At 28.2% G+C, this 15,850-nt stretch carries 14 protein-coding genes; 2 read left to right on the top strand and 12 right to left on the bottom strand.

The window, feature by feature from the left end:
- Positions 1-9 precede the first annotated feature (9 nt).
- Positions 10-723, bottom strand: coding sequence for a CDP-alcohol phosphatidyltransferase family protein (locus RN605_RS13395; RefSeq protein ID WP_313325569.1), 714 nt, complete (start codon positions 721-723; stop codon positions 10-12).
- Between the two features lie 113 nt (positions 724-836).
- Between RN605_RS13395 and RN605_RS13390 the strand changes: the two genes are divergently transcribed.
- The gene (locus tag RN605_RS13390; RefSeq protein WP_449536219.1) at positions 837-1,904 is read left to right on the top strand and encodes a putative type IX sorting system protein PorV2; all 1,068 of its coding nucleotides are present in this window, start codon (positions 837-839) and stop codon (positions 1,902-1,904) included.
- A gap of 7 nt (positions 1,905-1,911) precedes the next feature.
- Positions 1,912-3,042, top strand: coding sequence for a lipoprotein N-acyltransferase Lnb domain-containing protein (locus tag RN605_RS13385; protein ID WP_313325568.1), 1,131 nt, complete (start codon positions 1,912-1,914; stop codon positions 3,040-3,042).
- Here RN605_RS13385 and RN605_RS13380 read toward each other — a convergent pair.
- The 11 genes from RN605_RS13380 to RN605_RS13330 are packed head-to-tail and all read right to left on the bottom strand — an operon-like array spanning position 3,010 to position 15,850.
- Entirely contained in the window at positions 3,010-4,401 is a 1,392-nt protein-coding gene (locus tag RN605_RS13380) for a sugar transferase (RefSeq protein ID WP_313325567.1), read from the bottom strand. The two genes, RN605_RS13385 and RN605_RS13380, sit on opposite strands and share 33 nt — an antisense overlap.
- Before the next feature lie 45 nt (positions 4,402-4,446).
- On the bottom strand, positions 4,447-5,454 hold the full coding sequence (locus RN605_RS13375; RefSeq protein WP_313325566.1) for a glycosyltransferase family 4 protein: 1,008 nt from the start codon (positions 5,452-5,454) through the stop codon (positions 4,447-4,449).
- Positions 5,426-6,769, bottom strand: coding sequence for an O-antigen ligase family protein (locus RN605_RS13370; RefSeq protein WP_313325565.1), 1,344 nt, complete (start codon positions 6,767-6,769; stop codon positions 5,426-5,428). Before RN605_RS13370 ends, RN605_RS13375 begins: the two co-directional genes overlap by 29 nt.
- A complete protein-coding gene (locus RN605_RS13365) occupies positions 6,769-7,842 on the bottom strand; it encodes a glycosyltransferase (RefSeq protein ID WP_313325564.1) in 1,074 nt (357 codons plus the stop codon). The genes RN605_RS13370 and RN605_RS13365 overlap by 1 nt, the downstream gene beginning before the upstream one ends.
- Positions 7,839-8,957 carry a glycosyltransferase gene (locus tag RN605_RS13360; RefSeq protein WP_313325563.1) on the bottom strand — a complete coding sequence of 373 codons (1,119 nt, stop codon included), beginning with the start codon at positions 8,955-8,957 and terminating at the stop codon, positions 7,839-7,841. Before RN605_RS13360 ends, RN605_RS13365 begins: the two co-directional genes overlap by 4 nt.
- Before the next feature lie 6 nt (positions 8,958-8,963).
- Positions 8,964-9,965, bottom strand: coding sequence for a glycosyltransferase family 2 protein (locus RN605_RS13355; protein WP_313325561.1), 1,002 nt, complete (start codon positions 9,963-9,965; stop codon positions 8,964-8,966).
- Positions 9,962-10,951 (bottom strand): glycosyltransferase family 2 protein, encoded by a 990-nt coding sequence (locus tag RN605_RS13350; RefSeq protein ID WP_313325767.1) that lies wholly within the window; start codon positions 10,949-10,951, stop codon positions 9,962-9,964. The genes RN605_RS13355 and RN605_RS13350 overlap by 4 nt, the downstream gene beginning before the upstream one ends.
- Positions 10,952-10,955: 4 nt before the next feature.
- The gene (locus RN605_RS13345) at positions 10,956-12,494 is read right to left on the bottom strand and encodes a glycosyltransferase family 2 protein (RefSeq protein ID WP_313325560.1); all 1,539 of its coding nucleotides are present in this window, start codon (positions 12,492-12,494) and stop codon (positions 10,956-10,958) included.
- A gap of 10 nt (positions 12,495-12,504) precedes the next feature.
- Complete coding sequence (locus RN605_RS13340; protein WP_313325559.1) at positions 12,505-13,308, bottom strand: FkbM family methyltransferase; 804 nt, start codon at positions 13,306-13,308, stop codon at positions 12,505-12,507.
- A complete protein-coding gene (locus tag RN605_RS13335) occupies positions 13,305-14,447 on the bottom strand; it encodes a glycosyltransferase family 4 protein (protein WP_313325558.1) in 1,143 nt (380 codons plus the stop codon). The genes RN605_RS13340 and RN605_RS13335 overlap by 4 nt, the downstream gene beginning before the upstream one ends.
- Positions 14,447-15,850, bottom strand: a complete 1,404-nt coding sequence (locus tag RN605_RS13330) for a UDP-glycosyltransferase (RefSeq protein ID WP_313325557.1) — start codon at positions 15,848-15,850, stop codon at positions 14,447-14,449. The genes RN605_RS13335 and RN605_RS13330 overlap by 1 nt, the downstream gene beginning before the upstream one ends.

The following is a 15,850-nucleotide window of genomic DNA, read 5'->3' as shown; positions in this document are numbered from 1 at the left end:
ATTAAAAAATTAAACGCTTTTTTTTGTGAAGAAATTGTTTAAAACCGATAACAAAACGTAGATAACTATTATCATCGGAACAGCAAGAACTTGGAAAATCAAAAGCAATACTATAGATAGTAACAAGAAGAAAATTTGAAGTTTGTATTTAGCAAAGCTGAAGTTCTTAATTTTCAAAGAGAATAACGGAATTTCAGCGTTCATTACATAAGCACTTAAAAAACAAAGTCCAACTAAAACCCAATTATTATAAATTACTCCGTTAAAATTATCATCAAAAAATGAGGCATTAACTAGAGGCAAACTTGTAAAAAACAAAGCATTTGCTGGAGTTGGCAATCCTATAAAACTATCCGATTGACGCGTATCAATATTGAATTTTGCCAAACGATAACAAGCGCCGAGTGTTATAATGAATCCTAAATAAGGAAACAAACTCATTGCTCCAAAAGAATCATTATCACGCATTAACTGAAACATCACAAAACCAGGAACGACTCCGCTTGTAACCATATCCGCAAGCGAATCCAGTTGAACGCCTAACGGACCAGCAACATTGAATTTACGCGCAAAAAAACCATCAAAAAAATCAAAGAAAATACCCAAACAAACAAAGTAGAATGCTAACTCGAAGTTAAAATCTGCTACAAAAACCAAAGCAACGCAACCACTAAACAAATTAAGCATCGTAAACATATTGGGAATCTGCGCTTTGATATTCATATTTTATTGGTATTTATTTTTAAAAAGTTTTACAAATTTAATACAATATGTTTACCGTTTCTGCGTTTTATATTAGAGATTTTTATATGATATTTGTAAAAACTAAAATTGCATTGAAAAAAACACTTCCTTTTTTGCTATTCTTCTTTAGCATTTTCACTCATGCTCAATCTGTTAGAAAGTATTCTAATGAATTTATGAACATTGGTGTTGATGCTGCTGCGCTGGGAATGTCAAATGCAGTTACTGCTTCAACTGGCGATGTAAATTCAGGATATTGGAATCCGGCTGGATTGTTTCGTATCGAAGATTCTGAAGCAGCTTTGATGCATGCTAGTTACTTTGCCAATATTGCTCAATACGATTATGCAGCTTACGCCAAGAAAATTGACGACCGAAGCGCTTGGGGAATTTCATTAATTCGTTTTGGTGTTGACGATATTTTAAACACCACGCAACTTATAGACAGTCAAGGAAACATTGATTACAACAGAATTTCTCTTTTTTCAACTGCCGATTATGGTTTAACTTTCTCCTACGCTCGAAAATCTCAGTTAAAAGAAATCACCTATGGAGTAAATGCCAAAGTTATTCGTAGAATTATTGGAGAATTTGCCAGCTCTTGGGGTTTTGGTTTTGATGCAGGATTGCAGTATGAAAAGAACGACTGGAAATTTGGTGTAATGGTTCGCGACATTACTACAACCTATAATATTTGGAACATCGACGAAGATAAATACAATGAAATCAAAGATGCTGTTGCAGGACAAAACCAAGAAGTTCCCGAAAGTACTGAAATTACTGCTCCAAAAGCTCAATTAGGAATTGCTAAAAAGTTTGAATTTCATTACGATTACACACTTTTAGCAGCAGTAAACCTCAACATGCAATTCGCAAGAACTAATGATATTTTTGCTTCCGATGCAGTAAGTATTGATCCTGCGGTTGGTTTTGAGTTTGGATATACCGAATTAGTTTTCCTTCGTGCAGGAGTTGGAAATTTTCAAAATGTAGAACAAATCGATGGTTCAACGAAAGTAAACTTTCAACCCAATATTGGATTAGGATTTAAATACAAAGGCATTCAGGTAGATTATGCACTCACTGATTTAGGTGATCAAAGTGCAGCTTTATATTCTAATATCTTTTCAGTAAAAGTTGATTTAAGTATTTTTAGATAAAATAATTATGGCAAAAAAATTACTTCTTGCTTTTTTCATACTATTTTCATTCTCTTCGTTTTCACAAAACCCTCAACTTTCTGAAAGTACCCAAATAAGCCTTTTAACTTGTGGTCGTGGTGAAGAATTGTATTCCACTTTTGGTCATACCGCTTTGCGAATAAAAGATGACAACAATCAATTAGATATAGTGTATAACTATGGAATGTTTGATTTTAGAACTGAAAATTTTTACATCAAATTTGTCAAAGGTGATTTGCAATATTTTATGAATGTAACTTCTTTTGATGATTTCATTCTTGAATATCAAATGGATAAAAGAGAAGTTGTTGAACAAGTGCTGATTTTACCTTTATCAAAAAAACAACAGCTTTTTGATTCTCTAAATGCCAATTTATTCTCCACTGAGAAATATTATACTTATAAATTTATTGACAGAAACTGCACCACAATGGTTGCCAATAAATTAAACGAAATATATAAGGAAATAAAATTTGAAAAAGTTGATGATAAATCCATTAGTTATCGAACTTTACTTTATCCTTATTTTGACAACTATTTTTGGTACAAACTTGGAATTAATATAGTTTTTGGTGCAAAAACAGACAAAGATGCAGAAAAGTTATTTTTACCTGTAGAGCTTTTAAACAGTATTGATAAAGCAAAAGTTGATGGTAAATCTGTTGTAGCTTCAAAAAATATAATCGTTACTGGTGAAAATATAAATCATGAATTTTCTTTTTTAAACAGTATTTATGTAATTATTCTTGGCTTGCTAATTATCCTGATTTTAAACTCAAAAATTGTATTTAAAACCTATTTGTTTTTCTCAGGAATATTAGGTTTAATGCTATGCTTAATTGGATTGTATTCAGAACATCAAGAAGTTCTTTGGAATTATAATGCCTTACTTTTCAATCCATTATTTATTCTTTTGCCGTTTTTAAAAGAATCGTCTTTGAAGAAAATAACACTTACATCTTTAGTCCTTCTTTTAATCTACTGCATAGTAATGCTCAACAAACCACATTTAGTGATTATATTGCCTTTTATTGTAACGAATGTGTATGTTTTGATAAAACTGAATGGAAGAAATCCAATTCAATTATTGACCACGATAAAAAAGAACCGTGCTTAAAGTTTTAAAAATGATATTAATATCAAGAAACAAACTTCGGTGCTTGATATAATATAAATCATATTGAAGTTTAATTAAACTGTCGTCAATGGTCGCGCCATAAGAATAATTAACTTGTGCCCAACCAGTCAATCCTGGTTTAATAACATGGCGGGTTTCATAAAAAGGCATTCTTTCGGCAATTTCTTTAACAAATACTGGTCGTTCAGGTCTTGGACCAATAACTGCCATATCGCCTTTTAAAATATTTATAAATTGAGGAAATTCATCAATTCTTGATTTTCTGAGTATTTTTCCAAAAGGAGTAATTCTACTATCATTTACAGTGGCAAAAACAGCTCCTTCTTTTTCGGCGTTTTTTATCATTGTTCTAAATTTCACAATGTTAAAAACTTCTCCGTTTTTGCCGACTCTTTCTTGTTTATAAAAAAGTTTGCCTCTGTTCCAAATTAAATTCCCAACTAGTATCAGAGGCGTTAAAATTAAACCAATAGACAATCCAATTACTGAAATGATGATTTCCAAAAAACGAACAATTAATAAATACAAATGATTTTGATTACTCCTACTAAAAGGGAAATATCTGTAAAAATCTCTTGAAACATATTGAACGGGAATACGCTGAGTAATACTTTCATATACTTGTGTATATTCTCTAATTATAAATCCATTTTCGAGTATACTAATTAATTGATTATAAAGCTCAACAGTAATTCCATCTGTTTTTTGTGAAGCCACTACCACTTCTGAAATAGAATATTTTAAAACAAATTTTTTGAGTTTGTCAATAGCTATATTTTTGATATATGGATTTTCTATTTTTTCAGATTTACTATCTGAGTTTACAAATCCTAAAACTCTATAATGTGGATCAACACTTTCGAGTCCATTTACAAGTTCTTCTACTTGGTCTTGATCACAAACCAAAATTACCTTTTTCACAAATCGATTAGATGCAAAAAATCGAACATACAACATTCTCCAGATAAACAAACCAGCAAAAATAGCCAGAAAGAACATTACAATCTGAATACGATTAGTAGGTAAAAAAGGAGTATAAAATGGTGTTAATAAATATAATAAAACGGTTGTAGATGTGGTAAGAATTATACTTTTCAGCACTTGAAACTGATTGCTTGCAACCTGTAGATTGTACATTTCAAATACTGAACCTAAGAACAGTAAATATATCCCTAAAACAATAGTCCAATAATAATTTGTTGCAGAAATATTGAAATAATCAAAATTAAAAATAATTCCAACAGTATATAAAGAAACAAAAACTGAAATTACATCAAAAATCCTCAAAAGAATTTTTCGTTCTGAAACTTCAAAGTGTATATCTTTATATTTATTCATTTTTTAATAAAAAAATTGAAGTCGCAAGTTAAAAAAATATATCGATTATTGAAGCAATTCCTTCCATTGGTTTTTGACTATTTCCCAGTCGAATTCGGATATTAAGTTCTTAGCATTATGTGTTAATTTAAGCGGCAAATCAGGTTCATTAAATAATCGTTTAATTTCATTTACCATTGCCTCCAAATCATTATCATCTACAAGTAAAGCATTTTTATCATGCTCTAATAAATAAGGAATTCCGCCAACATTAGTAGAAACAACTGGCAAACCCAAAGCCATGGCTTCAATAACACTTATAGGTGTATTATCGAAATGGGTTGTATTAATAAATATGTTATATTTTTTTGATAATTTTATCCAACTCTTTTTTGATAATCTACCAGTAAATAATATTTCTACATTATTTTTTTTTGCAAATTCTATGGTTTGTTCGTAACTCTCATCTTTTTTAGGACCAACCATACAAAGTTCAGCATTAGGATATATTACTTTTAATTCCATAAAAGTTTTAACTGCTAAAATCGGATTGTAAATTGTTGAAAATGAACGAACCCAAAGTAATCTTGGATAATCAAAACTTCGTTCTAAAAAATTATACTTATCAATCTCTATAGTATTTGGAATATATTTTACTATGTATTTATAATCATTGAATCTATTAAAAAGATAAGCTGATGGCGCAACATTTGCATAAGAATTATTGAAAATTAGATTACAAAAAAATGTGCTTTTTTTGAGTCTATTTGGCAAATCACCACCGTGTAATTTAGAAATGTATTTCACTCCTAATACTCTACATAATTGTGAAATAATAAAAGCAAACCAAAAATTATAAGTACTGTAAGTATCAATTAATACATAGTCAACCTTTGAAGCATGTTTAAAAGTTTTGTAAATCATATCCAGCATCCTAAAAACCTTTACTTTTTTGGATGATGCATAATATAAAACATAACCTTCTTTTTCCAGAAACTCTCCTAATGTTTCTATTGAAGTGGCTGTATTACCATGTTTAGAAAGTTTATTCCCTATGTAAAGAATTTTTTTCAACAATTTGTACTTTAAGCAATGATAATGAATAAATAAAAGCTGGCGCAGCAATCCTCATTGCAGCATGATTAATGGTTAATAACCAAAAGGTAATACAACAAAATACAAACATATTCTGATTATTTCCTAAAAATAAAAAAATAGGTGTTAAAAATAAAATTAACAAAGCTAGTATACCCAAAAACCCATGATCAGCTAATGTCCTTGAAATTTCATTGTGAGAGAGTACTATTAAACCTGTTATTTCACTTCTTTTTTCGACACTTTTAGCAACACCTACACCAAAAAAAGGGTTTTCTAAAAAAATATCTAACTCTTGACCCAAAATCTCCTCTCTTCCAGAAAGTTGACTTTCTTTTTCTCTACCTTTTACGTCTTGATTTGCATATCTCTTATTTATAAGACCATCTGTACTTGATGAAGTAAAAGTCCATACAGAAATTAGCAGTAGTGACAAAAAAAGAATTAAAAAATTAATCTTTATTTTACTTCTCTTCTTAGTATTCAAATATACCATTGACAACAGGATTATAATCATAATAAAACCAGTTATCATTCCTCCTCTTGAAAATGTGATTAATCCTCTATAAGTAATAAATAAAAATACTATAACATTAGTTATAAATATTAGTTTACTCCTAGAAACTAAAAGAAATCTTGAAAAAAAAATAAACATCCCTAGTCCTAAAATTGTAGCAACTTGATTGGGACCAAAACCACCCGAAGTCGAAAAATTTGAACTTGTATTTATTAATACTTCTTTTAAATCTGGTGTGTATAAAATTAAATAAGCTATAGTTGATATAATTGGCAATCCACAACATAAAAAAATATTATTAAAATCATCCATTGAAATATTCCTTTGATAAGTGTAGATTGAAGCAATCCCTAAAGAAACAGGTCCAGAAATATTGAAAGCAATTGTTGTCCTAATGTCAGTAGTTAAGTTTAATGTTTCAGTTGCAAGAATAACTCCAGGAATCAACAATAATAAATATATCCAATATGGAATAGCATTCTTTGAAAAACCAGAAAAATACATACCTAAAACAACAAAAATTATAATGGCGTATTTTGAGAACTCATATGAAATTGCTCCTCCTGTCATCCTCAAAAACGCTTCACTTCCCACAATGTAAGCAGCTACCATTAAAACTTGATTGTTACTATTCTTTGTAGTTACAACAATAATTAATCCAATTAACAATGAAAGAAAACCATAAATTTTAGCCAAAAATGGAAATACAAAAATGATAATCCCAATCAAAACATGAAGGATAATTAAATTTATATATTTGTTTCTTAAAAGAATCATTAATTTGAATTTAACCAACTAAGGTATTGATTTAAAACAGCTTCCTCGGAATTATTTTTTAAAATAGTATCATGCAAATTCATGCCAATTTGGTTTCTTAATTCTGAATTATTTATTAAAGAATTTAACGCAGAGTTAAAACCTTCAACATCATCAACATCTACTAAAAGTCCATTCTTATCATTTTTAATTATCAATGGAATTTCTCCAACTGAAGTTGAAACTACCGCTTTTGAATGAAGTCCAAATTCTAATAAAGCAACAGGTAATCCTTCTGAACTTGAGGTAAAAATACATATTTCAGATTGGTTAATGATGTTTGAGGTATCATTTTTTGAGCCATAAATAAAAACAGTATTTTGCAGATTTTCAAATTGAATTTTTTCCCTCAGAGTTAGTGAATAACTATCATTAAAATCTTTACCTACTAAATGAAAAGTCCAATCCGGATGAGTTTCTTTTATTTTTTTAGCTATTTCAATTAAAAAAAAATGATTTTTTTGAATTCTAAGATTTGCTAAACACAAAATCCTTTTCCCTTCTAAACCCGACAGCTTTGTGTTTTTTTCTTCTGATGTTTCAATAGACGTGAAATTGGGTAAATAAATAACATTTTTACAATACAATTCCTTTTCAGCCCATTCTTTTAATTGATAATTAACTGAAATAATACCTTGAAAAAATCTAGAAGCTATTTTAAGAACAAGAGACTTTCTTTTAGATAAAAACTCGCTCAATCCGTAATGATCATGCCATATAATCTTTACATCTCTTAAAAAAAAATGAAATAAAAAAATAAAAAAATAAGAAGTGCTGTGCGGATGTAAATGAGTTATTTTATTTTCTTTACAGTATTTTTTTAACTTTTTTAGCGCTCTAAAATCAACTATTTTTCTCTTATCTAAAAACAAATAGGAAACATTAGTATTCAATTTGGATTTCAATTCTCCTTCTTTTCTAGTAACAACTATTCCTGAAAATTCTATTTTATCAGCTAACCCATTTGCATAATTTATAGCCATTCTTTCAGCACCACCAATTTCTAATGAATCAATAACTTGAAGTATTCTCATGATTTTACTAATTTTTTGATTTCATCTTCAAACAATTCAATTGTAAATTGTCTTGACCATTCAACGCCTTTTTTTATTTTTTGCTGATACAAACCATCATTTTCAATCAAAGATTTAATCCTTTCAACATCTTCCTCTTTTTTCATTTCTAATAATATTCCTCTTTCTCCATTATCTAACATATTAGGTAAACAGGAAACTTTTGTTGCAATTGGCAAACAACCCAAAAACATTGCCTCTGCTACTACTTTTGGCCATCCTTCACTTTGTGAAGGCAATATAACAAAATGATTTTCTAGATAGGCTTTTTTTATTGTTTCTTGATTCTGATTTCCTTTTATAAAAACTCGATTCTCAATTTTTTTTTCAAAAATATATTTTTCCAATTTTATTTTTTCTGCTCCATCACCATACAAACTTAACTTTACATCTAAACCATTTTCAATAAGTTTTTCTATAAGTTGAATTGCATATAAAGGTTGTTTTCCTCTAGAAAGTGAGCCAACAAAAAGAAATGAGAGTTTGCCAGTTAATTTTTTTTGAACTAATTCAATTTTATCATTATCCGAATAGCTTGCTGTGAAGAATGGCTTAATGTTTTTTGAATTGTCATTCCAATTTCCATAAACCAGAACCTGAATATTTTTTGTTAAAAAAGTATTTTTTAATATCCACCGTTGCAGTCTGTAACTTAATGGTTGCCTAGAATTATAATCCCAATTTCCAGCATACTTTGCTGTTTTTTGTTTACTAGGAAATAAAATTTGAATGATACAACCTAGTAAACCCATATTACCAGGACAACGTAAATGAATATGATCCGATTTTTTCATTGCCTTAAAAATCTCAAAAGAAATTATTGGCAACATAAAAAAAGTTTTGAGAGATGATTTTATTGATAAAAAATTAAAAGATGGTACGGATATAAAATCTATATCTTGATGAGAATATTTTGAATCAATAGCTTTTTGATTGTTTAAATCTAATGGTGCTACAAGAATAATTTTATCTACATATTTTGACCAAATATTCATTTCCCTAACATACGGAGAATAAGCATAGTATTCACCATTATCCATTCCATGAGAAACATGTGTTATAATGCAAAATGTCATTATGATTTAAACTTCAATTTTTGGTCTGTTATAAAGTAAACTAATCCAACCTACAATTCTTCCACAAGATTCTGTAAGTGCTTCAAATTTTTTATTAGTGGTAAATATATTGCTAAATCTTATAACTGTCAACAATATTAAAATTGAATTCCATTTTATTCTTGCAATAAAAGATGGTTTGGGATATTTCAACCTCCATACATACCAACCATTTCTGGCTACCATTTTTCCATATTGATATTTATTAGGTCTTCCATCCTGATTGTGAAAATGACTAAGCTGAGCTTTTGTTGTTACAACATTTTTTCCAAATTTTTGAGCTCTAATACTATAATCAGCATCTTCATACAAACCATATCCTTCAAAATAAGTCGAAAACTTAATGTTATCAAAAACAATTCTTCTAAAACTGAATGACATTCCCATCAATAAATCAACTTCATATGTTTTTCCATTTAAAGGAAAACCACAATTTCTACCATTAGAGAATTCTGGCATTTGTCCTGAACCTAAACCAGATTGAAGTCCTACTATATTTCTAATTACGTTTCTTAATCCTTCTGGATAAACATAATCTTCAAAATGATAAAACTTAAATTTGCTATATTTTTTATTGGCTTCCTTTTTAATCCATTGATTTTCGTTGGTAGCAATTCCTGAAACACCAACTACGTTAGAGTCATTTTTAAAGGCATTAATAATTTCTTCAAAATAATTTAATTCCAAAATTGTATCATCATCCAGAAAACAAATTATCTCCGATTGATTTGAAGTTTTGGAAATACCAAAATTTCGTTGTTTCGTTAAACCTCTATTTTCCTTTTCAACTAAAAAATAGTTTAGCTTTTCAAAAGAATTTCTCTCTAGAATTTCTTTAGTCCTTTCATCAGTTGAACCATCAACAATAATAATTTCATCTGGATACAAAGTTTGTGTTTTTACTGAATGTAATAAATCCAGCAAGGCTTTTGGCCTCATGTATGTACAGATTATTAAAGTAAACTTCATTTGATTTTAATTATTAACGAGAACCAACCCGAAATTCTTCCAAAAAACTCACTAATGGCTTCTTTCCCTTTACCACTTTTAAAAACATTTTTTAACAATATAAAAGTTAATAATAAAACAATTGCATTCCATTTTATTCTAGCTTTTATAGATGGATTTGGAAATTTTACTCTCCAAACATACCAACCGTTTCTAACAACCATTTTCCCGTATCGGAATTTGTTTGGTCTTCCTGAAAAATCATGAAAATGAGACAATCTTGCTTTTGTATTAACGTATAAAGTTCCAGTTTTGGAAACTCTCAAAGTAAAATCAGCGTCTTCATATAAACCATAACCTTCAAAATAAGGAGAAAATTGAAAAGTATCAAAAACAATTCTTTTAAATGAAGAAACGCCGCCTTTTAATTGCTCAACTTGATAAATTTTATCTGATGGAGGTAAAAAACCAACACTTCTTCCATTAGAAAATTCAGGCAAATAGCCTGGTTTTAGGTTACTATCTAATCCTAATTTTTTTCGTAAAACAAATCTGCTACCTTCTTTTCTTTTCCAACCATCAAAAAAAAATTCATTAATATTGGGAACATAGTCTTCTGTAACTTTTTCCCAATTTACCTCATTAGTAATAAATCCACCAACTCCTAGTGCTTCAGGATAAATATCATAAGTTGAAATTAGCTCTTCAAAATAATTCTTTTCTAAAATAGTATCATCATCGAGAAAACAAATGATTTTTGAATTTTTTGAAGAATTTCTAATCCCATAATTTCGCTGTTTAGTTAGACCTCTATCATTTTCATCAACTAAGAAGTAGTTCAAATTTTCAAAATGATTAATTTCTAGTATTTCTTTAGTTTTCAAGTCTGTTGAACCATCAACTATAATAATTTCATTTGGATACAAAGTTTGTTCTTTTACTGAACTTAATAATTTCAGTAACGGATTAGGACGCATATAAGTACAAACTATTAAAGTGAAATTCATCATTCTAGCGGTTTAATTCATTAGCCCAAAAAAGACTTCTATTCCATTTTTCACTAAATAATTTAATATATCCAAATGGATTTTTCAAAAATTGACCATTTAAATTCTTAAAAAACAAAGTAACCTTATAACTATTTATTTGTTCTTTAGTATTATACAATAACCTAAACAACATAACGGTTGGTGACGGTTTTGGTTGAATTATATCGGAATGCCATTTCAGTATTGGCTTGGTTCTGAAACCACCAATTGGAGCCTTTAAATGGGTAATTCTCGAGGTTGAAATATACAATATATCATATCCTTTGTATCTCATTTGCATGCCAAAATCATCATCTTCGCCAAAACCAAATTCATAAGCTGTATTAAATTTTAAATCTGTAAAACAAGAAGACTTTACAAAAGCATGTCCAGCTCCAAAGTAGTTAAATTGTTTTGCTTCTTGAACTTGCAATGGTTGCTCTTTTAAAAGACATGCTACTAAAATAATTTCATTACCTGTTTCCTGTAATGAAAGCATTGCTTTCTCGATTAAATCGTTTTCAAAAACAATATCATCATCTGCAAAAAAAGTAAATTCACTTTCAACATATTGCAGTCCAATATTTCTAGCATTACAAGCGCCTGTTTGATTAGTGAAATGATGTTTTATTTGAAACGGCCAGCTTTTGTTTTTTAAAAAATCTAAACTTGAAACACCATTTTTTTCAGGATTTTGTTCGATAATTATAACATTTTTGGGTAAATAAGTTTGTGATGATAAATTATTTAAAACATTTAGTAAATATTCATCTCGTCCAATTGTTGGAATTAAAACATCAATCGTTCCAACATCTATTATCTTTTTATTTGAATTAATTAATATCTTATTCAAATTATCTGGATTAAAACTTCTTTGTCTGTAAAAAAGTGATTGTAAAAACGGATATAATGGAACCTTTTTTTCAAATAAAAATATATTTAAAAACAATAAAAAAATCCATCGCATTTTATAATGCTGTTTTGTAAATTTAAAAAGCTCACTAAGACTTGCTTCTTTAGTTAAGTTTAATTTGCTGATTTTTTTTAATAATTTCGGTTCTGAATAGCATAAAAGACCGAACTGCATTGCTCTTTTTGCAAAAGAATTAAGAAAATAATCAAAATTAGTTTCCTCCTTTAAATTGATTTTACAAGCTTTTAAAACTGAAGTGTGAATTGCTCCAACTTTACTACTCATTAACCATGTTGGATATTTTATCTTTTTTTTTACATTAACAAAATTTGAATCTTCTACATAACCTAGTCTTCTATCGAAATAATTATTTTCTGAATAATCATAACTTAACAGTAGCTTTTTGTGATGAAACAATGACTCTACTTCATCAATGTTCAAATTTTCTCTTTCATTTTCATGACACCAAACTATAATTTCATCATCAAATCTATCTGCAAAATCAAGTAAAACACTAATAATGTTTTTATTTATTTCATTAGAAGAATCTATTTCTACTTTGGAAACAATAGATATAATTTTTGATTTATTATGATAAAGAATAATCATTGAAGGTTATTTATTTCAAATTAAAACCTGCAAAAGTAATGATTTCTGTGCCTCTAAATTTCACAGTTTTGTATGGATAATTCATTGCAGAAAAAAATTGCTCAACCTTAATAAAAGTTTGTTCTCCATTAACAAAATGATACGAAGCGATTGCAAAATTAGGTCTAAGAGTTTTAATGGTTTCAATACAACCATCAAGAGCTTCAATTTCTGCTCCTTCAATATCCATTTTTATAAAATCTAGTTTTTGGATATTATTATTTTTTACCCAATCATCTATGCGAACTGCTTGTTTTTTTACACAAAGTTCGTCATCTGGCATCCAAACAGCTGATGAACCTACTGTGCCTGCTTCATAAAAACTAATTAATTCATTTTTATCCCAAAGTAATACATCTTCTATTTGAATATTGTTACTCAAATCATCATTTAAACTAATATTTTTTAATATTCGTTCTATGTTGAATTTATCAGGCTCGAAAGCAAAAATCTTACCATTGGAACCAACTATTTTTGAAAAGAAAATAGATAAATGACCACAATTAGCTCCAGCATCAATTACTATATCGTTTTGTTTAACTTTATAGAAATGTTGATAATAGTTGAAATCATCTACAATTGGATAAAGTGCTTCATTTGTTTTTATTGATATATTATCAAATTTTGTTATATAGATAATTTTATCTGACACAGTACCAACCTCAAATAAAACATTCTTTGGTTTAAAAAAACTATAATAATGGAGTTTAAATTTTTCTTTCACATTTCCCTTTGGGAAAATTTTACTCAAAATTTTTTTTATAGCTTTTTTCATTTGACTACTTTTTGATAAAATTCAAAACTCTGTTTTGCAACAACTTCAATACTGAATTTTTTAATGACTTTCTTTCTGGCTTCAACTCCAAATTGAGTTCTTAGATTTTTATCATGGATTAATTGCATAACTTTTTGAGCATATTGAAGATGATCTTTTGGATTTACTAAAAAACCTTCAACTCCATCATTGATGACTTCATTTGCCCAACCTATATCAGAAGCTACAATTGCTTTTTCCAAAGCCATAGCTTCTATCCATGAAACAGGTAAAGCCTCAGCAAATGTTGGAAAAACACATATTGTAGATTCGCATATATATTCTTTTATTTCGCTATAATCTTTACTTCCCAAATAATCTACATTTTTTTTTGCATTTTCATCAAATAAATCTTCCATCATTTTCCATGTTGATTTATTACCAGAAATAACATCAGAAGCATCTCGACCAATCAATATTAATTTTACTTGATTATTAATTTTATAAATTTCGTTAAAAATTAATGGTAACTCGAGTAATCCTTTTTTTCTAATTAATGTACCAAAATACAAAATTGTATTTTCATTTCTATCACTAAATGAAACATTTGAAAATTTCTCAACATCTATACTATTTGGAATAATTGTAAAATTTCTATTTAAGCTAAATAAATTATTAGTTATATCTGCAGTAAACTTACTCACTGATATTAAACCATTTGCATTTTGAAGTGCTTTTCTTTCACGATATTTATTAATAAACTTAACTGGCCGTTTTTCTAAATGACAAAAATAGGTGTCTGAACCATTTAATCGAATTACTACAGGACAATTTGGTTTAATATTTGATGAAATTCCAGTCCAATCAGGCGCTTCAATTAAATCAATTTTTTTTTCTTCGAATAATCTATTAATTAAATTTTGAATTTTTTTTTGGGTTAAAAGCCTTGAAAAACCTTTTAATTTAACATTCTTAATTCTGTAATATGAAATGGCGTTTTCTACAAAAAAATCATCTTCATTTTGGCCATAAATTAGAATTGATACTTCATGCCCAAGTTGAATTAATCCTTTTGATAAATTATAAATACTTGTTCCAATTCCGCCAGATGAACCTATTTTGGGATGAGGAAATTCAGATGTTAAAAAGGCTATCTTCATTAATTAGAATTTATTATTTCATCAATAGCTCTCCAAATTCGCTCAGATGCCAATTGAGGTGGATGATAATTGATTTTTTCAAACCATTTTTGGGCATTACTCATAACTTCATTTGAATCTGAATTTAATACCCGTTTTATCGTTTCTTCAATTTCAATTGGAGAATCCATCCAAAAAACAGGTGCATTATTTGGCATTGACCTGAAGTGAACAAATTTATAACAGGTATGTATATTCCATTTTTCATTAAGTTGTTCCTTCTGATTGTATCTAAAATACCCACATGGTTTTTTGTGCGCGATAAAGTCAAAAATCGTTGATGATCCTAAATTAACAACCATTTCGCTATACTCAGCAATACTTGATAACAAACTATCATCTTCTTTTTGAGGCAAAATAGTGTTCCAAGATTCAGTTAAAGGTGTCCATGCTGGATTAATTGAAGTGATTTCATCTTTAAATTTATCTAAAACATAATCATATCTATTAGAAAAATCTACAGGACATCTTCTAAAAAGAATACCTAAATTAAAACCTTTTAAATTTAATTGTTGAATTGCTATGGCTAAATCAGATAAATAACATGGATCATCAGGACTTGTTACAGTATCATCTCCAGTAAAGCAAATATATTTTTTATTAATATCTAATGAATGCTTATTAAAAAATATGGTTTTCTCCTCCAATTTCTCATTGTCAAAATGCATTTCAAATTGTGGTGTTCCTGATATTTTGATTTGTATTTCTTTAATATTTGGATAATAATAAAGTAATTCGTTTTTCATATACAAACTCCAAACAAAATAAAAATCAGCATCAATTATTTTTGTAGCCTTTGGTAAATTATCCCATGAAAAAATAAATGTTCCCGTTGGAATTCCTAAATCATTGGCAGCAAGTAACGGCGCTATCCCTAACATTACTCTTTGATTTGTACAAAAAACAAAATCAGGCTTTTCATTTTTTAAAGTTTCAAGACTATCATGATACAATTTTGTCTTTCTTTCTAATACTCCTATTTTTTTCCTTATTCTTTCTAAGCCATTATTTGAATTGTTCATCGCAATAATGATTCGCAAAATGATATACTTGATACCATTTTTTATCCCTTTTTTAGAAGCTGAAAATTTATAACTATCATAAATAGAATCATTTGCTCTTTTTTTATTTAAGTTTAATTCTATTTCAATTTTTGCTCTTTTATAAATATCGGTAAGTGGATGTGTTTTTGCATTTTCAATTTTAATTTCTGGAAAATTTAATTCAGAAAGTGAAAACATTGTATTATTCCAAAAAACTATTTCATTTCCATAATTCTTACCTAATTTATAAAAATTTGAAAAAGCAAAATTCCTTAAACCAATGCCATCTGGCAACAAAATAAATATTTTTTTGTTTCCCAT

This window comes from Flavobacterium sp. PMTSA4, from assembly GCF_032098525.1.
In the GTDB taxonomy this organism is placed as follows: Bacteria; Bacteroidota; Bacteroidia; order Flavobacteriales; family Flavobacteriaceae; genus Flavobacterium; species Flavobacterium capsici.
The sequence above is the reverse complement of the archived record's forward strand: the minus strand, read 5'-3'. Positions and strand labels throughout refer to the sequence as shown.

What these genes read in the sequence shown, in the direction of transcription:
- RN605_RS13385 (WP_313325568.1), top strand. Translation starts at nt 1,912, where the DNA reads ATGGCAAAAAAATTACTTCTTGCTTTTTTCATACTATTTTCATTCTCT.
- RN605_RS13350 (WP_313325767.1), bottom strand. Translation starts at nt 10,951, where the DNA reads ATGAATTTCACTTTAATAGTTTGTACTTATATGCGTCCTAATCCGTTA.
- RN605_RS13380 (WP_313325567.1), bottom strand. Translation starts at nt 4,401, where the DNA reads ATGAATAAATATAAAGATATACACTTTGAAGTTTCAGAACGAAAAATT.
- RN605_RS13355 (WP_313325561.1), bottom strand. Translation starts at nt 9,965, where the DNA reads ATGAAGTTTACTTTAATAATCTGTACATACATGAGGCCAAAAGCCTTG.
- RN605_RS13330 (WP_313325557.1), bottom strand. Translation starts at nt 15,850, where the DNA reads ATGGGAAACAAAAAAATATTTATTTTGTTGCCAGATGGCATTGGTTTA.
- RN605_RS13345 (WP_313325560.1), bottom strand. Translation starts at nt 12,494, where the DNA reads ATGATTATTCTTTATCATAATAAATCAAAAATTATATCTATTGTTTCC.
- RN605_RS13395 (WP_313325569.1), bottom strand. Translation starts at nt 723, where the DNA reads ATGAATATCAAAGCGCAGATTCCCAATATGTTTACGATGCTTAATTTG.
- RN605_RS13340 (WP_313325559.1), bottom strand. Translation starts at nt 13,308, where the DNA reads ATGAAAAAAGCTATAAAAAAAATTTTGAGTAAAATTTTCCCAAAGGGA.
- RN605_RS13370 (WP_313325565.1), bottom strand. Translation starts at nt 6,769, where the DNA reads ATGATTCTTTTAAGAAACAAATATATAAATTTAATTATCCTTCATGTT.
- RN605_RS13360 (WP_313325563.1), bottom strand. Translation starts at nt 8,957, where the DNA reads ATGACATTTTGCATTATAACACATGTTTCTCATGGAATGGATAATGGT.
- RN605_RS13365 (WP_313325564.1), bottom strand. Translation starts at nt 7,842, where the DNA reads ATGAGAATACTTCAAGTTATTGATTCATTAGAAATTGGTGGTGCTGAA.
- RN605_RS13335 (WP_313325558.1), bottom strand. Translation starts at nt 14,447, where the DNA reads ATGAAGATAGCCTTTTTAACATCTGAATTTCCTCATCCCAAAATAGGT.